The 16,699-nt window shown below is 44.8% G+C and carries 15 protein-coding genes; 5 read left to right on the top strand and 10 right to left on the bottom strand.

Annotated elements, in window-relative coordinates; translation table 11 throughout:
• Positions 1–23 precede the first annotated feature (23 nt).
• Positions 24–485 (top strand): Lrp/AsnC family transcriptional regulator, encoded by a 462-nt coding sequence (locus GV030_RS03155; RefSeq protein WP_159579719.1) that lies wholly within the window; start codon positions 24–26, stop codon positions 483–485.
• Position 486: 1 nt separating this feature from the next.
• Here the strand turns inward: GV030_RS03155 and GV030_RS03150 are convergent, their stop codons facing one another.
• From GV030_RS03150 to holA, 10 genes are all read right to left on the bottom strand, one after another.
• Positions 487–1,383: an FKBP-type peptidyl-prolyl cis-trans isomerase gene (locus GV030_RS03150; RefSeq protein ID WP_159579717.1), complete on the bottom strand. Its 897-nt coding sequence runs from the start codon at positions 1,381–1,383 to the stop codon at positions 487–489.
• Complete coding sequence (gene trmB, locus GV030_RS03145; RefSeq protein ID WP_159579715.1) at positions 1,380–2,042, bottom strand: tRNA (guanosine(46)-N7)-methyltransferase TrmB; 663 nt, start codon at positions 2,040–2,042, stop codon at positions 1,380–1,382. Before trmB ends, GV030_RS03150 begins: the two co-directional genes overlap by 4 nt.
• The gene (locus GV030_RS03140) at positions 2,039–3,325 is read right to left on the bottom strand and encodes a folylpolyglutamate synthase/dihydrofolate synthase family protein (protein ID WP_159579713.1); all 1,287 of its coding nucleotides are present in this window, start codon (positions 3,323–3,325) and stop codon (positions 2,039–2,041) included. The genes trmB and GV030_RS03140 overlap by 4 nt, the downstream gene beginning before the upstream one ends.
• Positions 3,325–4,200, bottom strand: coding sequence for a hypothetical protein (locus GV030_RS03135; protein WP_159579711.1), 876 nt, complete (start codon positions 4,198–4,200; stop codon positions 3,325–3,327). The genes GV030_RS03140 and GV030_RS03135 overlap by 1 nt, the downstream gene beginning before the upstream one ends.
• A 2-nt stretch (positions 4,201–4,202) precedes the next feature.
• A complete protein-coding gene (locus GV030_RS03130) occupies positions 4,203–4,592 on the bottom strand; it encodes a biopolymer transporter ExbD (RefSeq protein WP_159579709.1) in 390 nt (129 codons plus the stop codon).
• On the bottom strand, positions 4,589–5,245 hold the full coding sequence (locus GV030_RS03125; protein WP_159579707.1) for a MotA/TolQ/ExbB proton channel family protein: 657 nt from the start codon (positions 5,243–5,245) through the stop codon (positions 4,589–4,591). The genes GV030_RS03130 and GV030_RS03125 overlap by 4 nt, the downstream gene beginning before the upstream one ends.
• An 89-nt stretch (positions 5,246–5,334) precedes the next feature.
• Complete coding sequence (locus GV030_RS03120; RefSeq protein WP_159579705.1) at positions 5,335–6,375, bottom strand: SPOR domain-containing protein; 1,041 nt, start codon at positions 6,373–6,375, stop codon at positions 5,335–5,337.
• Between the two features lie 85 nt (positions 6,376–6,460).
• Complete coding sequence (locus tag GV030_RS03115) at positions 6,461–8,131, bottom strand: hypothetical protein (protein ID WP_159579703.1); 1,671 nt, start codon at positions 8,129–8,131, stop codon at positions 6,461–6,463.
• Positions 8,128–11,142, bottom strand: a complete 3,015-nt coding sequence (locus GV030_RS03110) for a tetratricopeptide repeat protein (protein WP_159579701.1) — start codon at positions 11,140–11,142, stop codon at positions 8,128–8,130. Before GV030_RS03110 ends, GV030_RS03115 begins: the two co-directional genes overlap by 4 nt.
• Before the next feature lie 53 nt (positions 11,143–11,195).
• Entirely contained in the window at positions 11,196–12,215 is a 1,020-nt protein-coding gene (holA, locus tag GV030_RS03105; RefSeq protein WP_159579699.1) for a DNA polymerase III subunit delta, read from the bottom strand.
• Between the two features lie 289 nt (positions 12,216–12,504).
• On the opposite strand from holA, the gene GV030_RS03100 reads away from it, so the two are divergent.
• The 4 genes from GV030_RS03100 to GV030_RS03085 all read left to right on the top strand — a co-directional run bounded on the left by GV030_RS03100 (position 12,505) and on the right by GV030_RS03085 (position 16,663).
• On the top strand, positions 12,505–13,887 hold the full coding sequence (locus GV030_RS03100; RefSeq protein WP_159583593.1) for a circularly permuted type 2 ATP-grasp protein: 1,383 nt from the start codon (positions 12,505–12,507) through the stop codon (positions 13,885–13,887).
• Positions 13,888–13,902: 15 nt separating this feature from the next.
• Positions 13,903–14,874: an alpha-E domain-containing protein gene (locus GV030_RS03095; protein WP_159579697.1), complete on the top strand. Its 972-nt coding sequence runs from the start codon at positions 13,903–13,905 to the stop codon at positions 14,872–14,874.
• A 22-nt stretch (positions 14,875–14,896) separates the two neighbouring features.
• Positions 14,897–15,715: a transglutaminase family protein gene (locus tag GV030_RS03090; protein WP_159579695.1), complete on the top strand. Its 819-nt coding sequence runs from the start codon at positions 14,897–14,899 to the stop codon at positions 15,713–15,715.
• 117 nt (positions 15,716–15,832) lie between these two features.
• Entirely contained in the window at positions 15,833–16,663 is an 831-nt protein-coding gene (locus tag GV030_RS03085) for a putative phage abortive infection protein (protein WP_159579693.1), read from the top strand.
• Positions 16,664–16,699 lie beyond the last annotated feature (36 nt).

Genomic DNA, 16,699 nt, shown 5'->3' with positions numbered 1-16,699 from the left:
AAAGCAGAAAAAATATCTGGCAAATGGACACCACGGATTTCAAAATATTGGACTTACTCCAGCAGGATGGTCGACTCACGCATAAACAAATTGCTGCGGAGCTGAATCTCACCATTACACCGGTGTATGAGCGTGTGAAACGCCTCGAAAGAGATGGGTATATCAAACACTATGTGGCGATTCTGGATCCCGACAAGCTCAATAAGTCACTGGTGGCATTTACCAGCATTTCCCTTAAAGAGCATAGCAAAACTTATATCAAGAAGTTTGAGCTGGAGATCACCAAAATAGCTGCTGTGGTGGAGTGCTACCACATTGCAGGGCAGTTTGACTACCTATTGAAGATTGTCATAGAAGACATGAAGGCCTACCAGGCGGTGGTTATCGACCAGTTGGCCTCCATGGAAAATATCGCCAATGTGAATAGTTCTTTTGTGATGACCGAGGTACAAAAATCCACCGCCATACCATTGGTTCTCACATGATTTAATCCACGATTCTATTCAGTGTCACCTCGAATATAAGTGTTGAGTTAGGAGGAATCTTTACAACACCATTTCTTACAACGCTATTCGTTCCATAAGCATATTTTGAAGGTATGAACATGGTGATTGAGCCCCCTTCTTTGACATATGGCATCAATATTTCCCAACCTTCAATCAAAGATGAAAGCGTGTATTCAATGTTTTCATTCTTTTCAAATTCCTCATCATTGGCCAATAGTCTTCCTGAATAGTCCACCTTGATTTTGTCAGAAGGTACCGGATGGTCGCCAGTGCCTTCCTTGGTGATAATATATTTCAGTCCTTTGACAGTATCGGTCATGGCAGTAAGGTCATTGTTTTCTAGGTAGCGCTCTATCTGATATTGTTCAAATTCAAACTGCGTAAATATTCCGTGCAATTCTATATTGAAGATCAATATCGCATCAGCTGGAATGGAGCCATCTCCACTTCCATAATGACCATATCCATAAAAGGACGGCAGATACATGGTCATTCCCCCCCCTTCTTTCAGGTAAGGCACCAACACCTGCCAGCCTCCAATAAGGTTTGGACTCAGCTGCAAGAAGGCACTGTCCTGCTCGTCAAATACCTTTCCATTTGACAGGAGCGTTCCTTTATAATTCAAAAACAAAATATCATTAAGTTTAGGAGAATCTCCAGTTCCCTCTTTGACCATGGTATACTTGAGTCCATGACCACTGGTGTCCGTTTGAACGGTAAGCCCATTGTCAGCAATGTACTGGCTGATGATTTCCTGATCCTTTGTGTATTGAGCAGCACTGTCAAACACATCGTCGGATTTCAAACAAGAAGTAGTAAAGGCCAGTAGAATGATACTGAGTCCTAAAAGAACAGGTTTTAATCTTGATAGAGTCATTTACTTTTGAATCGAAATTTTAAATACTTTATATCTTCACCCCTTTCCGTCCAGATGCGCTCATACTTGGTTTTTATGCCATGATGATCTGCCATCAGATCGGACTTATACAAATCCCGGGTGTATTCCAGGTTTTCAACTTTAAATTCCTGCTCCAGCACCTCAAGGGTATATTCAAAAAGTGAAGTGCTGTCGGTTTTAAACTTAAACCATCCATTTGGCTTACAGATCTGCTGGTACATCTGTAGGAATCGCGGGTTGGTCAGTCTCCTCTTCGCGTCCCCTTTTTTCGGCCTGGGATCGGGAAATGTAAGCCAAAACTCATCCACCTCTCCTTCACCAAAAAACTTGTCCAACATATGGATCTGACTTCTCAGAAAGCCGACCTGGTTTAGGCCCTTTTCAATGGCTATGGTGCTACCCTGATGCAATCTATCCCCTTTGATGTCCACCCCAATGAAATTTCTTTCAGGTTGCACACCAGCCAACCCCACCGTGTATTCACCATCTCCACAGCCAAGTTCAACGGTGATAGGACAATCGTTTTTGAAATATAGTTGGTGCCAGTTTCCTTTTATTTCATCAAAAAGTGGCTTCCCTGGTTCGATGATGTTATCTCGCAGGGCATTTTCTGCAAATCGTACTAGTTTCTTTCTCACAAATGGTCAATTTCCGCGACCACAAAAGTACTACCACAGATGAGAATGAAGTCATCGGAATGGGCATTCTTTTCTGCTTCTTTCAAAGCTTCATTGACATTATCGAAACTTTTGCCAGGGAGTCCCATCGCTTCTGCCTGCATGCGAAGGTCAGAGGCAGGAAGAGAACGGGGTACCGACGACTGTGTGAAATAGTAGGTGGCCTCTTTTGGCAACAGATTCAAAACACCTGAAATATCCTTATCCCTTACCATCCCAATGATCAAGTGTAACCGCTTACGGGGCACCAATGAGACCTGATCCAGGAGTTGGGCCATACCCGGTTCATTGTGACTCACATCTGCCACAACTAATGGTTTTTGCCTGATCATTTGCCATCGACCTTTGAGGCCGGTTTGAGTTTTGATGTTCGCAAATCCTGATCGAATGGCCTCTACATCTATGTCGAACCCCTGGCCTTTCAACTCACTGATCACACCCCATATTCCAGGGATATTTTTTAAAAAATAGTTGGCCGTAATGTCTGTCCTCAAGGTCATAGGAGGCTTATTGGTTTCCAATACCTCAAAATCCTGATGAAAAACGCCTTGTTCACCCGTAACAACCCTCATTTTCCGCATGATTTTCAATGGAGCACCCACTTCCCGAGCTTTTGCTTCGAAGACCGGTAGCAGGTCAGGTTGGTCTGCTCCTATCACCACGGGCCGACCGGGTTTGATGATTCCAGCCTTTTCTCCAGCGATGGCCGGAAGGGTATTGCCCAGCAGGTCGGCATGATCATAGCCTATCATGGTGATGAGGCTCACCAACGGATCAATAACGTTGGTACTATCAAGCCTGCCGCCCAAGCCCGTTTCGATAATCGCGATATCCACCGCTTCACTTGCAAAATATTGGAAGGCCATCGCTACAGTCACTTCGAAAAAAGAAGGATTAATAGCTTCTATCAAGCCCTGATGTTCTGTGACAAATTGCCCAACAAATTCCGGACTCACTTCGGTGCCATTTATCCGAATGCGTTCCGTGAATTCCTTGAGGTGTGGAGAGGTATAGAGTCCTGTTTTGTAGCCAGCGCTCTGAAGAATACTGGCCAACGCATGTGCCGAAGATCCTTTGCCGTTGGTGCCCGCAATGTGAACAGATTTGAAACTATTCTGAGGGTCGCCTAAGGCCTCCAGGAGACGCCTGGTGTTTCCAAGGTCCTTCTTAAAAGCAACCGCCCCTACGCGCTGGAACATAGGAAGCCGCTCGTATAAATACGTCAAAGCCTGCTGATAATTCATTATTTTGAACGGATAATGAAGGTAATGGTACCTGATGAAATGGGTGCCGGGGAGTAATCATTGGTCTTGGTAAAAGACAGGCGCTCAACGGACTGTCGATAATAGCGCTCCACCACGGGTGAAACCGTACTGGACACCAGCTCAATACCTGTCAGGTAACCATCGCTGTCCACTTTGATTCGGTAGACGATCTTTCCCGATTCGGAAGAGGCATCCTTGGGGTTGGGTTTGACATCCCAAACCCACCCTGCCATCTGCAGACTGGCACCATCTGAAGATCCCTGCTCGCCCATCAGGGCACGCCCGTCAATGCTACCTTCCTCTTTACCCTCAGCTCCTTTTTCCTTCTGTTCCCCTTTTGTGCTATTGGGATCACCTTCCGTTTTAGGCATGGTAGCCGCCGGATTCAAGGTTTCTTTGGTGACCTTTTCAGCTTCCTTGGGTTGAGTTTTAGCTGGTTTCACCTCTTTCACCTCTTCTTTTGGCTTTTCTACTTTGGGAGTTTCGGTCTTCTTCTCTACCACATCCGGTGATGGGGTTTCTACCAAAGGAGCTTCAGTGGGTTCAGTGATTTCTTCAAGTACTTCATCCTCAAATTCTGCTGTTTCCTCCAAAGGCTGATTTACTGACTCATCCGCACTTACCTCTTCCATCTCTTCTTCAGGCTCTTCTGTGGGTGTCGGATTACTCAGCGGCTTCTCTCCGGAGCCAGCATCCTCAATACCAAAGCTCAATTCAATGCCGTAAGATGGAATCGGGGGAAAGGGCTCCTTCCAGGCTATGAGAAAGTAAAAAAGTATCAACATGATCACCTGAACCAATATGGAGGTGAACCATCCGATTTTCCTGTATTTTTTCTCTTTCTCGTCGCCCATCACTATTCCGGTTTGGTAGCTATCGACACTCTGGCCTCCAGAGCGGTGGCAATCCCGGCCACCTGCACCACATACTCCACGGGAACTGACTTATCACAGTGGAGCACCACCACGCCCTCTTTTCCTGCAAAGGCATCACGCAATACCGCTTCCAGTTGATTGATGCTGACTTTACGATCATTCACATAGTACTGCAGATCTTCGGTAATGGTCACTCCTACCTTTTGCATCACGATCTCTGAACTCCGGCTGGAGGGCACGTTCACCGGGAGCCCCGACGGAGTAATGAAGGAAGCCGTAAGCATAAAGAAGATCAACAACAGAAAAATAATATCTGTCATTGACGACATACTGAAGGCTGCTTCTACTTTATGTTTTGAATTGAGGTTCATTTCTGCGGTTCCTGAAGTAGGTCAACAAAATCAATGGCCGAATATTCCATCTTATGAACAAGTTTCTGTACCCGGGTGACGAGGTAGTTGTATCCGAGATAAGCCAGGATCCCCACAAAAAGGCCAGCGGCTGTGGTAATCATGGCTTCATAGATTCCACTCGACAGTAGCTTTGGACTCACAGCGCCCTCTTCCTGAGCTATGGCGATAAAAGCCTGTATCATCCCGGTAACAGTACCCAGAAACCCTATCATAGGCGCTACACCCGAGATGGTCGCCAGCATACTAAGGTTTTTTTCCAGTTGGTAAATTTCTATTTTACCAGTGTTCTCGATGCTCACTTCAATGTTTTTGAGGGGGCTTCCTATCCGACTGATTCCTTTTTCGATCATTCGGGCCACGGGTGTATCCGTCTGCGCACAGAGCAGCTTTGCTCCATCTACTTCTCCGGAAAGTACCATACTTCGGATTCTGTCTTTAAAATCAGCGGGAGTCCTGGAAGAATTCTTAATCAGTAACAGGCGTTCGACAAAAATATAAATGGCCCCAATCCAGAGCAACAGGATAGGAATCATCATAAAGCCACCATTGAGCAGTAGCTCTAATACAGAAATGGTCTCAAGGCCATCAACAGGTTCTATTTGAAGAAGCATATTTTTATCAAAGGTCTATAAAACAAAAAAATCGTTTAATCCCGCGAAGGTAACGCGGGATTAAACGATAGATTGTCAACTAAGTTTGTTTAATATCTAAGTGTCCAGACGTCCGACCCATACTCCGATTTGTAACCATCAAGACTCTGCTGAGCATCCTTGAAAGTATCAAATCCGGCAATGGCCACCCTGTAGAATCGGGAGTCATTAAATGGAGGAATTACCATAGGGCTTTTTCCTTCTGACGCAAGCTTACTGGCATAGTCAGTCGCCAGATCATCATCGAAGAAGCTACCTACAATCACGTAAGTTTTGCCTGTGGGCTGATCAAACTTAGTGATCTCACCTGCAGGTGTAGTATTAGGAGTTGGTTTTGGCTTCTGCGCTTTTGGCTTGGCCACCGGCTTCTTCTCTTCTACCTTAGCTGGGGTTTCCTCTTTAGGTACTTCTTTCACTTCAGGCTCTGGCTTTTTGGCGGGAGCCTTCTGCTCTACTTTGGCTACTTTTTTCTCTTCAGGGGCATCGTCACTACCACTATATAAGTAAAGTACTACCGCAACCACAGCAAAAAGCAACGTGCCTATCACTACGGTTCTGACAAACTTACCTCTACTTTCTGCCTGATCCTCGTCCGACACTCCTGATGAAGTGGTGTAAGTTGGTGTATCGTAAGTCTCTTCGGTATACTCAGAGGTCGCTCCAAACCCAGTATCGTTGCTATCATCATCGAAAACAGAGGAAGCTACCTGTGATTCTCCTTGTGATTCAAATTCTTCGTAGGACTCTTCCTCATAAAACCCTCCGGTTTCATCATCAGACTTCAATTCATCCTCGAGTTCCTTCTCCAGCTCCTTTTCCCAATCTTCCGGCTCATCAGAATCTTCAAGGTCAGCATCTGTGAGTTCCACGTCATCCAGATTGTCCCCACTCAGATCAATCTCATCGTCCTTGGGTACTATCTCCTCTTCCTCCAACGCATCCTCCTGCTCTTCGTCCGAGAGGTCCTCATCATCATCATCGTCATCCAATTCATCATATTCCAGATCCGGTAACCCGAAATCCTCATCATCATCGAATTGATCGTCTCTTTCTTCCTCCGGATCTTCGTTTTTATTTTTGTCGTCAGCCATTAGATTAGATTTAGTAAAACCAAGATAGTAAAAACTTCATTATTCCAAAACAATGCGTTTTTCTTTTGCTTGGCGAATATGTCACTTAAAAACGATAAATAAAACCCAATTTACCCGTTAAACCACGTGACGGGTAATTGAGGTATCGCTCGTACTCCACTCCCAGAAGGTTTTTAAAGTCTAGAAAACCCGAAAATGTCTCTGAAAAAGCGTACGTTCCGCCCATGCTTATATCCACAATCGCCGGGAGAAAATTTACTCCAGTGGCACTCGTTTCTTGCCCTTTGATGCCATCTAAAATAATCACACCTGCATGGAGCCTTATGGCTTCACCCACCTGTTGATCTACCTTCAAATTCACCTGCGTAGCAGGCAGATACCAGGCCTCCAAAGCCTGATCCGGTTGATACCCGGACAAGATCATTTCAGCCGTCACGGTGGTGCGATTGGTTATATACTTCACTTTCACTCCCAAATCCACCTGCCCGAAATTTCCCTGATCGTAAGTCAAAAGGAAGCGTGAACTATCATCCTCAGATGGCGCCAACAACATCTTATTCTGAGTGAGTGAATACCCTATAAAAGGTTGAAGCATGAGGTTCTCAGCAAACAAGAACTGCAATCCGGCATTCAATGCGATTTTTTGGTTTTGATTAAGCAATGTCAGGGAATCTTCCAGGTATCGATTGGTCAACCTCGTATTGTTCAGGGTCTGTGGGTTCAGACCACCAGAGAGCTCAGCATATACTCCCAACTGATCATTGAGCTGATATTTTGCATAAACGTCGGGATATACAAATACTCCTGTACTATTCACAGTATCACTTCCCACTGCCAGTTTGACTCCTGCTTTAAGCTCCACCTTTTCCTCATGAAAGCGGACAAATGGGGTTATGTCAAGGACGTTTCTTTTCTGAGAAAACGCTCCACTCTGATAGGCCAGGTAATTGTATCCTAACAGAGCACCTGCCTGAATAGTAGCACTCATTTCATAATCAACACTCCCCTGCAAATCGAAATGGGACTCTTTATTGAAAGCCTCATTGCCCCCGGTAGCCATGTTGGTAAAACTGACTCCCGGCTTCACCGCCCACTGAAGTTCAGATTCTTCCGCTGACTTCATAACATTGGACAATGTGAAATGATTAGCTGATACTTTCTCAGTAATTGGCCCTAAAGCTCCTGGAGAAAGGAAAATAGGTTCCTTGTATCCATAGTAATAGTAAGCTTCACGTTCATAGAAAAAGGTAGGCTCGAAGACTATTGATCCTCCTTCCAGCACAGCATTCAGCAGAATGTCAGATCGTCCGTAGGCACTTTTTTCATCGTTGACCGGTCCCCTTGCAAAGGACTCATGATTCACCCAGGCACCCACCCTTCCCTGGGCGATCGGCTGTCCGACATACCCCTCCAACAACGGTGAAAGGTAGTTACCAAATCCAGCCTTTACATAATTGTGATTGCGAGTGGCTTCTGCGCCGACCTGATAGGGTTTGGTTTGAAGTTGATAGATGAACGGTGAAAATTTAAATGAAGGCTGCGAGAGGTTGAACCGAAGCGTTACCGTATCACTGGAAATGGGCAACACCTCCGTTTTCTGATAATTTCTCCCAGCCTTGGGTAAGGTCAAGGGCTTGTCCTTCTCTATAATGATCTGGGCATCCTCTATCTCCCCGGTGGGGATATCCTGTGCACTGAGTGGACTAAAACCAACCACAAAAAGAGCGATAAAAAGAAAGTAGGGTACATTTCTCATTTGATTGAATCGGTTTTTAGCGTATCCGAAACGAGCAATTTGGATTCCTCATTTTTAATCTTGATCAATTTCTGACTGGCTTCCTTCTTGATTTCGGGGATGGTTGCATTGGCAATGATGGACTCCACCGTGGCCCTCGCCTGGAGAATCTCTCCCATCGCCAGGTAGTTATCTGCTATCAGCAAAAACGACTTCCCAATCCAGTACGGATAAGACCCAAAGTTTCTGTTGAGGTCAAAGAGGACTTCCAGTGATCGTTTGGACTTACCCTGTTCAAAATACACCCTTCCCAGCAGGTAGGTGGCTTCAACACCACTTTCATTTTTAGAGTCATTCATCACCTTCAGTAGTTCATCCACCGCAAGATTATAATTCTTCTTCTGCAGGTAAATTTTACCTTTCACCAGCCAGGCGGATGCCTCTGCATTCGCAGGTTTATAGTCACTTTCTAAAATTTTGTCGGCAAAGAAAAGCGCACTATCAGACTTATTTAGCTTCACGTAAGTATTCATGAGTCCCTCGTGCGCCTGAAAAGTTTCCTTCTGGTTAACTGCTCGCTGGCTCAACATGTGATAATTCTGAATCGCCTGAGCGAACTGTCCCAGATTTACCAGTGCTTTTCCGCGTTTGTCGAGAGAACGACTGACGTAAGCTGAGCCCGGTATCTTTATGATTTCACCAAATCCATCAGCTGCCTGCTGCCAGTTTTCATTTCGATAGTACGAGTCGGCCAGAAAATAAAGGGCATCTTCCTCAAATGGACTGTTTGGATACTTGGACATAAAAGCTTTGAGCTTTTCAATGGACTCCCGGTACTTCTGATTGTAATAAGCTCCCTTGGCCGCTTCGAAAGCCACTACTTCCAGGCTATTATCATCCGGGTGAGCCTTCTGATAGGCCTCCATGTATCCATCAAAATTGGGTATATCCACTCCCTTTTTCACCAGCTCCTGCAAACCCAGCAAAGCTGAGTTGGCTACCTGATGACCCATATAGTTTTCTAAAACGAACTCATAAGCCTTGCGCGACTCCTGATACTGTCCGAGATTGAAATGGCTCAGCGCCTGCTGGCTTTTGGCATATGGGATAAGGTTACTTTCCGGGTAATCATTCAAAAGCCTGTTGACAGTGGTAATTGAGCCCTGAAAGTCACCAGACTCACTTTTCATGTCAGCCATCTGAAAAAGGGCTTTATCACCATATCCTGACAGAGGATTTCGAAGTACTTTTCCAAATTCACTTTGAGCTTTGGCTTCCTCTCCTTTCAACCGGTACACCAGCCCCATCTGGTAGGTGACATACGGCACGTACTGAGGATCAGTAATTTCCGTGTAAGCCCGAATGGCCTGTTCATACTTCTTTTGTACATAGTAGCAATCCGCCACACGAACCAACGCATCCTGATAAAAGTCGTCGGTTGGATTGGCCTTTCTGATATAATTCAGGAAATAACCCTCTGCTTGATCAAATGCCTTGTCATTATAATATACATAGCCCAAACCATAGTTGGCATAAATGGACCACTGTGGGTCCCTGGTTTCGATGCTTTTGCGGTAAGCATTACCCGCCTGGCCAGATTGATTGAGAATGGTATGACACTCCCCTTTCAGGTAATAGGCCTGAGCCGCTATTCGCGTGTCGATGGGAAAGTCCGTGGACTTATCGAAATAGAGCAGTGCCTGCTGAAACCGGCTGTCGTTAAATAGCAATTGACCTTTCTGAAAGGTCACCTTCTGATACGCCTTTTTCAGTGGTAAAGATTTGTTTTTGATAGACTCCAGGTGAGCAATGGCCTGGTCATAGTTGGAGGTCTTCAGATAGGACTGGGCCAGCAGCTCATTGGCTTCTACCTTCCATCGGCTATTAGGAAACTGATCGATAAATGACGCGAAATCAACAATGGCCTCTGCATACTGGGCCCTTTGAAAGTTGATTTTTCCGATGGTAAAAGCTGACTCCTCCCTCATTTCACCATCCTCAGTACTATTAGCCACGGTTTTAAACGCACTGTAGGCATAGTTGAGGTTTCGTTCCTTCAGGTAGAGCTGACCCAGGTAGAAACTACTGATATGGCCCATGGCCCCTTTCTCCAGCCCGGCCTTCTTAAAATTCTCGATGGCCTTCTGGTTTTCATTGGTCTGGAAGTAAGCAAACCCCAGCTTGTAGAAGGTTTCAGCATCTGCCCTGTTTCCCGACATGTCCAGGTATTTCTGGAGGTGACTGGCTGCCGACGTGTACTTTTGATCACCAAAATAAGCCTCGCCCAGCAACTTATTGAGTTGCTTATTCTTCATCGAAACCTTATTGGAAACCTGAGCGCCTGCGTATTTATACAGCTGTGCGTATCTGTTGGTGTGGAAGTAGATGCCAGCGATCATCATCGTCACCTCATCCGCATAAGGTGTGGAGAGTCCATCCAGCGCCTCCAGCACCGTCAGGGCCTGATTGTAATCCCCACGATCAAAATAGATCCCTCCCAAATAGTAGGAGGACTCGTTAAAATAACTGCCGCGATAGTTTTGTACCGCCTCTAAATTACTTTCTGCTTCGGTCACATTGCCGGTTTCCAAATAAGAATAGCCCTGTTTGAATCGCCATGCTTCCTCGTCCTTTGCATTGAGCTGACTACCCGACACCTGAATAAAATATTTGAGTGCTTCTTCAAATTCATTTTGAGCGAAAAAATGACTACCCAGCACATAATAACCACTGCCGGCCAATGGGTGCAATGGCTCCTGATGAATGAACGTCAGTAGTTTGGAAACCCCTTCCGCATCACCAGACCTGAGTGCCGATATGGCCAGATAGTAATCAGCTTCCTTGACAGGGTTGCTACTGAGCGCCAGGTACTGTGTAAACAAGTTTCTTGCTGCTCCATAGGCTTCCCGATGAAATGCATCCAGTCCCTGATCATAGAATTTATCTGGCGGGGTGTTGGAGAGCGTTTCCTGAGCCTGAACCCTCCAGGACAGAGCAACAACTAATAAAAGGGTGAAAATGCCGGTGCGCATAGATGATTTATTCTGATTCTTATGCCTTGAACGTAAACTTGCCGCTAAGTGTATCAATGCATCAATTTAAAAATGAGTTCTTTCAAAATATCGCCATCTTTCATGCTTGCAGACCCGATGCCCTTTGACTGTAAGTCCGCCTGATGAATCAATTCGATATTCCGGACGACCACATGGGCCGGGTAGTTTCGAGCTGCCTGAATGTATTCACTGGCAAAGAATGGGTTAACGCCAATAGCCCTTGCTACTGAATTTTGATCAAAGGCATTTTGATGGTGAATCAAAAGCAGCTTGGAGAAATAAGCATATAAGTTGGCAATGACCAGTATCAGTGGATTACTGGAAGGGTTGGCAGAAAAATAAGTGATGATCTTGAAAACCTTAATTTCATCCCGAAGGGATAGTGCTTTTTGCAGTTCGAAAGTATTGTAATCCTTGCTGATCCCCACGTACTTCTGCACGGCCACCTCATCTATCTGCTGGTCCGCAGGGATGTTCAGCCTCAATTTATCCAGCTCATTGGCCAGTCTTTGCAGGTTGTTGCCAATATTCTCTGTTAGGATCATAATTGCCTTCTCCGAAATATTGGCTCCGGATGCCTGGGCATATGACCTCACCCACCCAGGCACCTTATCATCATAGATTTTCTTGGAGTTAAGAAAAACACAATGCTTCTCCAGCGTCTTGGCGATTTTAGTACGGCGATCCAACGTCTTGTATTTATGACCAAAAACAAGAATGGTAGTTGCCAGTGGATTCTCAAGGTATGCCGTCAAAAACTTCTGCGCCTCTTCTTTCTTCCAGTCTCTGATTTCCTGCGCTTCCTTTATGATCACCACCTGACGTTCGCCCATCATAGGGTATTTCCTGGCCACATTCAGAATGTCCGTAAAAGAAATTTCTTTTCCGTAAAGCACATACTGATTAAAACTCTTCTGAGTATCATCCAGCGCATTGAGCTCTATGTGCTCTATGATGTTGTCGATAAAGAAAGGCTCCTCACCCTGCAGAAAATACAATGGTGAATATTTACCCTTTTGTAAGTCTTTGATTATCTCGACGTATTCGGCCATAGCGGTAAAGTTAATATGACTGAACATTTAGGCCTTTGGATATCTGGAATAAAAAGTAAGTTTCATTTCAGAGTTGCTTGATCGAGCGAAAAACGGGTTTTCATTTATGGAAAACTGTAATTGAAGAAGCTCTATTGTTTACGAAAAATTCAAAATATTGATGAATTATATAAATATTTAACAATAGTCTTTTATTTTCATTTAAATATTCGTATATTCATAATCATTTACTTTAAAATATATCAATTTGATTTTTGATAAATACAACCCCTCTGAGCACTTTGATGAGATGTTTGATGATGAGAGTTGTCGGCCCCCTTATCAGCAGTTCAAGCAAGCTTTAGAACAATATTCAGGTAAGAAGCTTTTACAACTTCAGGACTCCTCAGATAAAGCTCAGATGTCCATGGGCATGACTTTCAATGTCTACCATGATAATCAGGGTGTAGAGAAAATACTACATCTGGATTTGATCCCAAGGATCATTTCAGCAGAAGAGTGGTCCATCATAGAAGAGGGCTTAAAGCAAAGAATCTCGGCTATCAACCTCTTTATCAACGACATCTACCATGAACAGAAAATACTGAAAGATGGTATTGTACCTAAAGAACTGGTGCTTTCGAGCAGGGATTACCTGAAGCCATGTATCGGCCTGAATCCTCCCAAGGGCATCTGGTGTCATATCACGGGGAGTGATATCGTGAGGGACAAGAGTGGCAAATTCTATGTACTGGAAGACAATCTGAGGTGCCCGTCCGGGGTCTCCTATCTCCTGGAAAATCGTGAAATCATCAAGCAGGCATTTCCAGGATTGTTTGCCGGCCTGGGTGTCAGACCAGTGTCTGACTATTCTAACATGCTGCTGAATATGCTTCAGCACCTGTCGGACAAGCCCAATCCTACTGTGGCCGTGTTGACACCCGGTATTTACAACTCTGCATATTTCGAGCACTCCTATCTGGCTCAGCAAATGGGTGTTCAACTGGTTACAGGCCAGGACCTGATTGTGAAAAACAAGAATGTCTACATGCAGACGACTAAAGGTCTGCAACAAGTAGATGTGATCTACCGAAGGATAGACGATACCTTTCTGGATCCGCTGACTTTCAACCCCGACTCCATGCTGGGAGTGCCGGGCATATTTGAGGCCTACCTGGCGGGCAATGTGGCACTGGCCAATGCTCCTGGGACTGGTGTGGCAGACGACAAAGCAGTTTACGCTTATGTACCACGGATCATTAAATACTACCTCGATCAGGACCCCATTATAGAAAATGTGCCCACTTACCTGTGTTCAGAAAAGGATGACCTGAACTACGTATTGGAAAATATTGAGGACCTTGTGGTGAAAGAAACCAATGCAGCTGGTGGATATGGGATGCTCATTGGCCCCAAAGCTGATTCATCGGAGCACACAAAATTCAGGAAACTCGTGAAAGAAAATCCACGCAATTACATTGCGCAGCCTACACTTTCACTCTCTACAGTGCCTACAATCACTCCCAAGGGCATAGCGCCGAGGCACGTGGACCTGAGGCCGTATGTCCTCTATGGGGATAGCATCAAGGTGCTGCCGGGAGCACTCACGAGGGTGGCATTGGTAGAAGGATCGCTCGTGGTGAATTCCTCTCAAGGCGGCGGAAGCAAGGATACATGGGTGTTGTTTGACTAAAATTGGAAATTTCAAATGTTAAGTAGAGTTGCAGATTCTTTGTTTTGGCTGGGAAGGTATGCTGAGCGAGCCGAAAATTATTCGCGTTTCATAGATGTCAATTTTAACCTATCGATAGACCTGCCTCCCGGCATGAAGGAGCAATGGCGTCCGCTGATCACTGCTACCGGCGACGAGGTACTGTACAAAAAGCTTTATAGTGATTACTCGAGGGAAAATGCCATTCGATTTTTGGCCTTTGATAAGAGAAATCATAATTCCATTATTGCCTCGGTGGTCAATGCCCGTGAAAATGCCCGTCAGGTGAGAGAAAATATCTCCAAGGAAACCTGGGAGGTGCTCAATGACCTCTATCACTTTGTGGAAAAGGCGGCCAAAAGAAAAATGTGGAAGAGCGAGGATGCCGACATCTTCAAGCAGATCAAATACAAACTTCAGCTCATCCAGGGAATAGGATATGACACCTCTCCCCGAAATCAAGGCTGGTACTTCACCAAGTTGGGGCAGTTTTTAGAGAGAGCGGATAAGACCTCCAGAATACTCGACGTAAAATACCATGTCCTGCTCCCTTCGGTGGAAGAGATCGGATCACCGCTGGATTTTCTGCATTGGAACGCGCTATTGAAATCGGTAAGTGCTCTGAATGCTTACAAGCAGATGTATGGCAAAATAGAACCTGGAAATATCGTGAATTATCTGGTGCTCAACTCCTACTTTCCGCGATCGATTCTCTTTTGCCTCGTCAATGCAGAGAACTGTCTGCACGAGATCTCGGATGCCAAAAGAGGATACACAAATTTAGCTGAGAAGGAAATCGGAAACCTTCGTGCCGATTTGGAGTTTGCAGATATCAATGATGTCTTCGAGTTTGGACTGCACGAATACCTGGACAAGCTGCAGGGACGGATCAACGACATTTCCACTGCGGTCTACGAACAGTATTTCAAAATCAGGCCTAACCTGATGGATCAATCTCAATCTCAGTAAACTGTCTGGTAAAGACATTAACATGAAGCTCAAAATAAGTCATCGCACGTTATATGAATACTCAAATTTGGTTTTCGCTGAGCCTCATCACTTGTACTTTTACCCCTCTCAGAGAAACTATTTTAAGCTGAGGGATTTCCGCATCCATGTAGACCCAGCTCCTTCAGGGTTGGCTTTTAGGCTGGATGCTGAAAATAACCCTTTTCATCAATGCTGGTTCAACTTTCAGATCGAAAAACTGGAGATCAGCATCGAAATGGAGGTGGAAACCTCCGCACTCAATCCATTTGATTTTCTCGTGGAAGAAGACCCACATAAAGACCATCAGACCGCTTTGCAGCTCTATTTAGGGAAAGTAGATCTGAACCCGGAGCTGGTGGCCTGGATTACGGAGATTCGTGAACTATCTGGCGGCAACATGGTCACCTTCCTCTCCTACCTGGTAAAGGAAATCAATGCGGATTGGGAGCACAATGAGCGCTATGCGGAAAATGTACTCCCACCAAATGTGTGTTTTGAGCAGCGCAGTGGGTCTTGCAGGGACTTGAGCTGGATGATGATACAAATGCTTCGCCAATTGAACATTCCTGCGCGCTTTGTAAGTGGCTATGCCTTCAACCCAGGACTTAAGGAAGGTCACGAATTGCATGCCTGGGTGGAAGCCTGGGTACCCGGTGGCGGGTGGATTGGTCTGGATCCGAGTGCTGGTCTTCTGGCTATGGAAAACTACATTCCTGCCTGCTCCAGCTATAAGCCGGAAAACACCCTTCCTGTACAGGGCTCCTACAGGGGTGACAGCAAAGCCAACCTCACCTTTGAAGTGCGGATTGAGGAAATCTAGCTGACGGTTGCAATCACCTCAATCAAAAACAAGTCTGAGTTCTTTTAATGAGTTTATCCAACAAACACCAACGAGTGGGGTATTTGTAAATAAATACACACAGCTTAGATTTGCTTCGTGAAATATTATCATAAACTCTTTCTTGCCCTTGCTCTTTGCTTTCTAATTGGAAGTATCATTGTACCCTTTCTTAATATTAACGACCTACCAATTGATTCTGTAAAAATCAGTGTATCGGGTGAAATGATCTCATTAGCAGGTACAATGGTCTTATTTGCGGCTCTTATATATCAAATTAAGGAATATCGACTTCAATTAGAAGAACTCAAGAAGTCAGTTGAAGCGCAAGTAATATCCGCGACAGAACTAGAAAATCAAAGAAAAATCTTGCTGGAACAACGCTCTTTAAGCTTAATAACCTCGATAATAACTGATTTTCATAATTTCAACTCGCGACAAGATAATCTCAAATTAATCAAAGAAGAGGTTCAATATTTAAGTGGACTATTTGTGTACTCTTGGAAAAACCTATCAAAATCTAGTGTTGATGAAAGAAGCGAAATTTTCCCAAAAAGGGTTTGCCAATTAATTGGTAAGGTCCTACCAAACAGACCCGAATATGTCATACTTGAATCTTATGTTCAGTATGCTTTTAACGTATTGTCAGTTATTGATGAAAATAAATACCTTGTAAGCTCGAACTACAAAGCCCTTTTCCTTTGCCAGCTCGATAGGCACGAGTTGCTTCTTCTGTATTTTTTTACGTTTGATTCGTTTGATATACCGGGCATGCCGTATTATGATAATCTTCAATGGAAAAATAGTATCACAACTGAGCTGCTTAGATCAATGAAAAAGGAAGACACACACTCGACAGACTACTCGCAAATTAATCTCAATAAAGCTGTTTCAGAGTTTCAGAAGCTTCAATACCAATCAGTCAACTAAAAGGTGTTGACACTAGACTTGCAATATATCCTTGCA

Source organism: Marinoscillum sp. 108, from assembly GCF_902506655.1.
In the GTDB taxonomy this organism is placed as follows: Bacteria; Bacteroidota; Bacteroidia; order Cytophagales; family Cyclobacteriaceae; genus Marinoscillum; species Marinoscillum luteum.
The sequence above is the reverse complement of the archived record's forward strand: the minus strand, read 5'-3'. Positions and strand labels throughout refer to the sequence as shown.

Coding starts and splice junctions, on each gene's coding strand:
- GV030_RS03135 (WP_159579711.1), bottom strand. CDS start 4,200: ATGGGCGACGAGAAAGAGAAAAAATACAGGAAAATCGGATGGTTCACC.
- GV030_RS03090 (WP_159579695.1), top strand. CDS start 14,897: ATGAAGCTCAAAATAAGTCATCGCACGTTATATGAATACTCAAATTTG.
- GV030_RS03140 (WP_159579713.1), bottom strand. CDS start 3,325: ATGAATTATCAGCAGGCTTTGACGTATTTATACGAGCGGCTTCCTATG.
- GV030_RS03125 (WP_159579707.1), bottom strand. CDS start 5,245: ATGCTTCTTCAAATAGAACCTGTTGATGGCCTTGAGACCATTTCTGTA.
- GV030_RS03115 (WP_159579703.1), bottom strand. CDS start 8,131: ATGAGAAATGTACCCTACTTTCTTTTTATCGCTCTTTTTGTGGTTGGT.
- GV030_RS03155 (WP_159579719.1), top strand. CDS start 24: ATGGACACCACGGATTTCAAAATATTGGACTTACTCCAGCAGGATGGT.
- GV030_RS03130 (WP_159579709.1), bottom strand. CDS start 4,592: ATGAACCTCAATTCAAAACATAAAGTAGAAGCAGCCTTCAGTATGTCG.
- GV030_RS03100 (WP_159583593.1), top strand. CDS start 12,505: ATGTTTGATGATGAGAGTTGTCGGCCCCCTTATCAGCAGTTCAAGCAA.
- GV030_RS03120 (WP_159579705.1), bottom strand. CDS start 6,375: ATGGCTGACGACAAAAATAAAAACGAAGATCCGGAGGAAGAAAGAGAC.
- GV030_RS03095 (WP_159579697.1), top strand. CDS start 13,903: ATGTTAAGTAGAGTTGCAGATTCTTTGTTTTGGCTGGGAAGGTATGCT.
- GV030_RS03150 (WP_159579717.1), bottom strand. CDS start 1,383: ATGACTCTATCAAGATTAAAACCTGTTCTTTTAGGACTCAGTATCATT.
- holA (WP_159579699.1), bottom strand. CDS start 12,215: ATGGCCGAATACGTCGAGATAATCAAAGACTTACAAAAGGGTAAATAT.
- GV030_RS03110 (WP_159579701.1), bottom strand. CDS start 11,142: ATGCGCACCGGCATTTTCACCCTTTTATTAGTTGTTGCTCTGTCCTGG.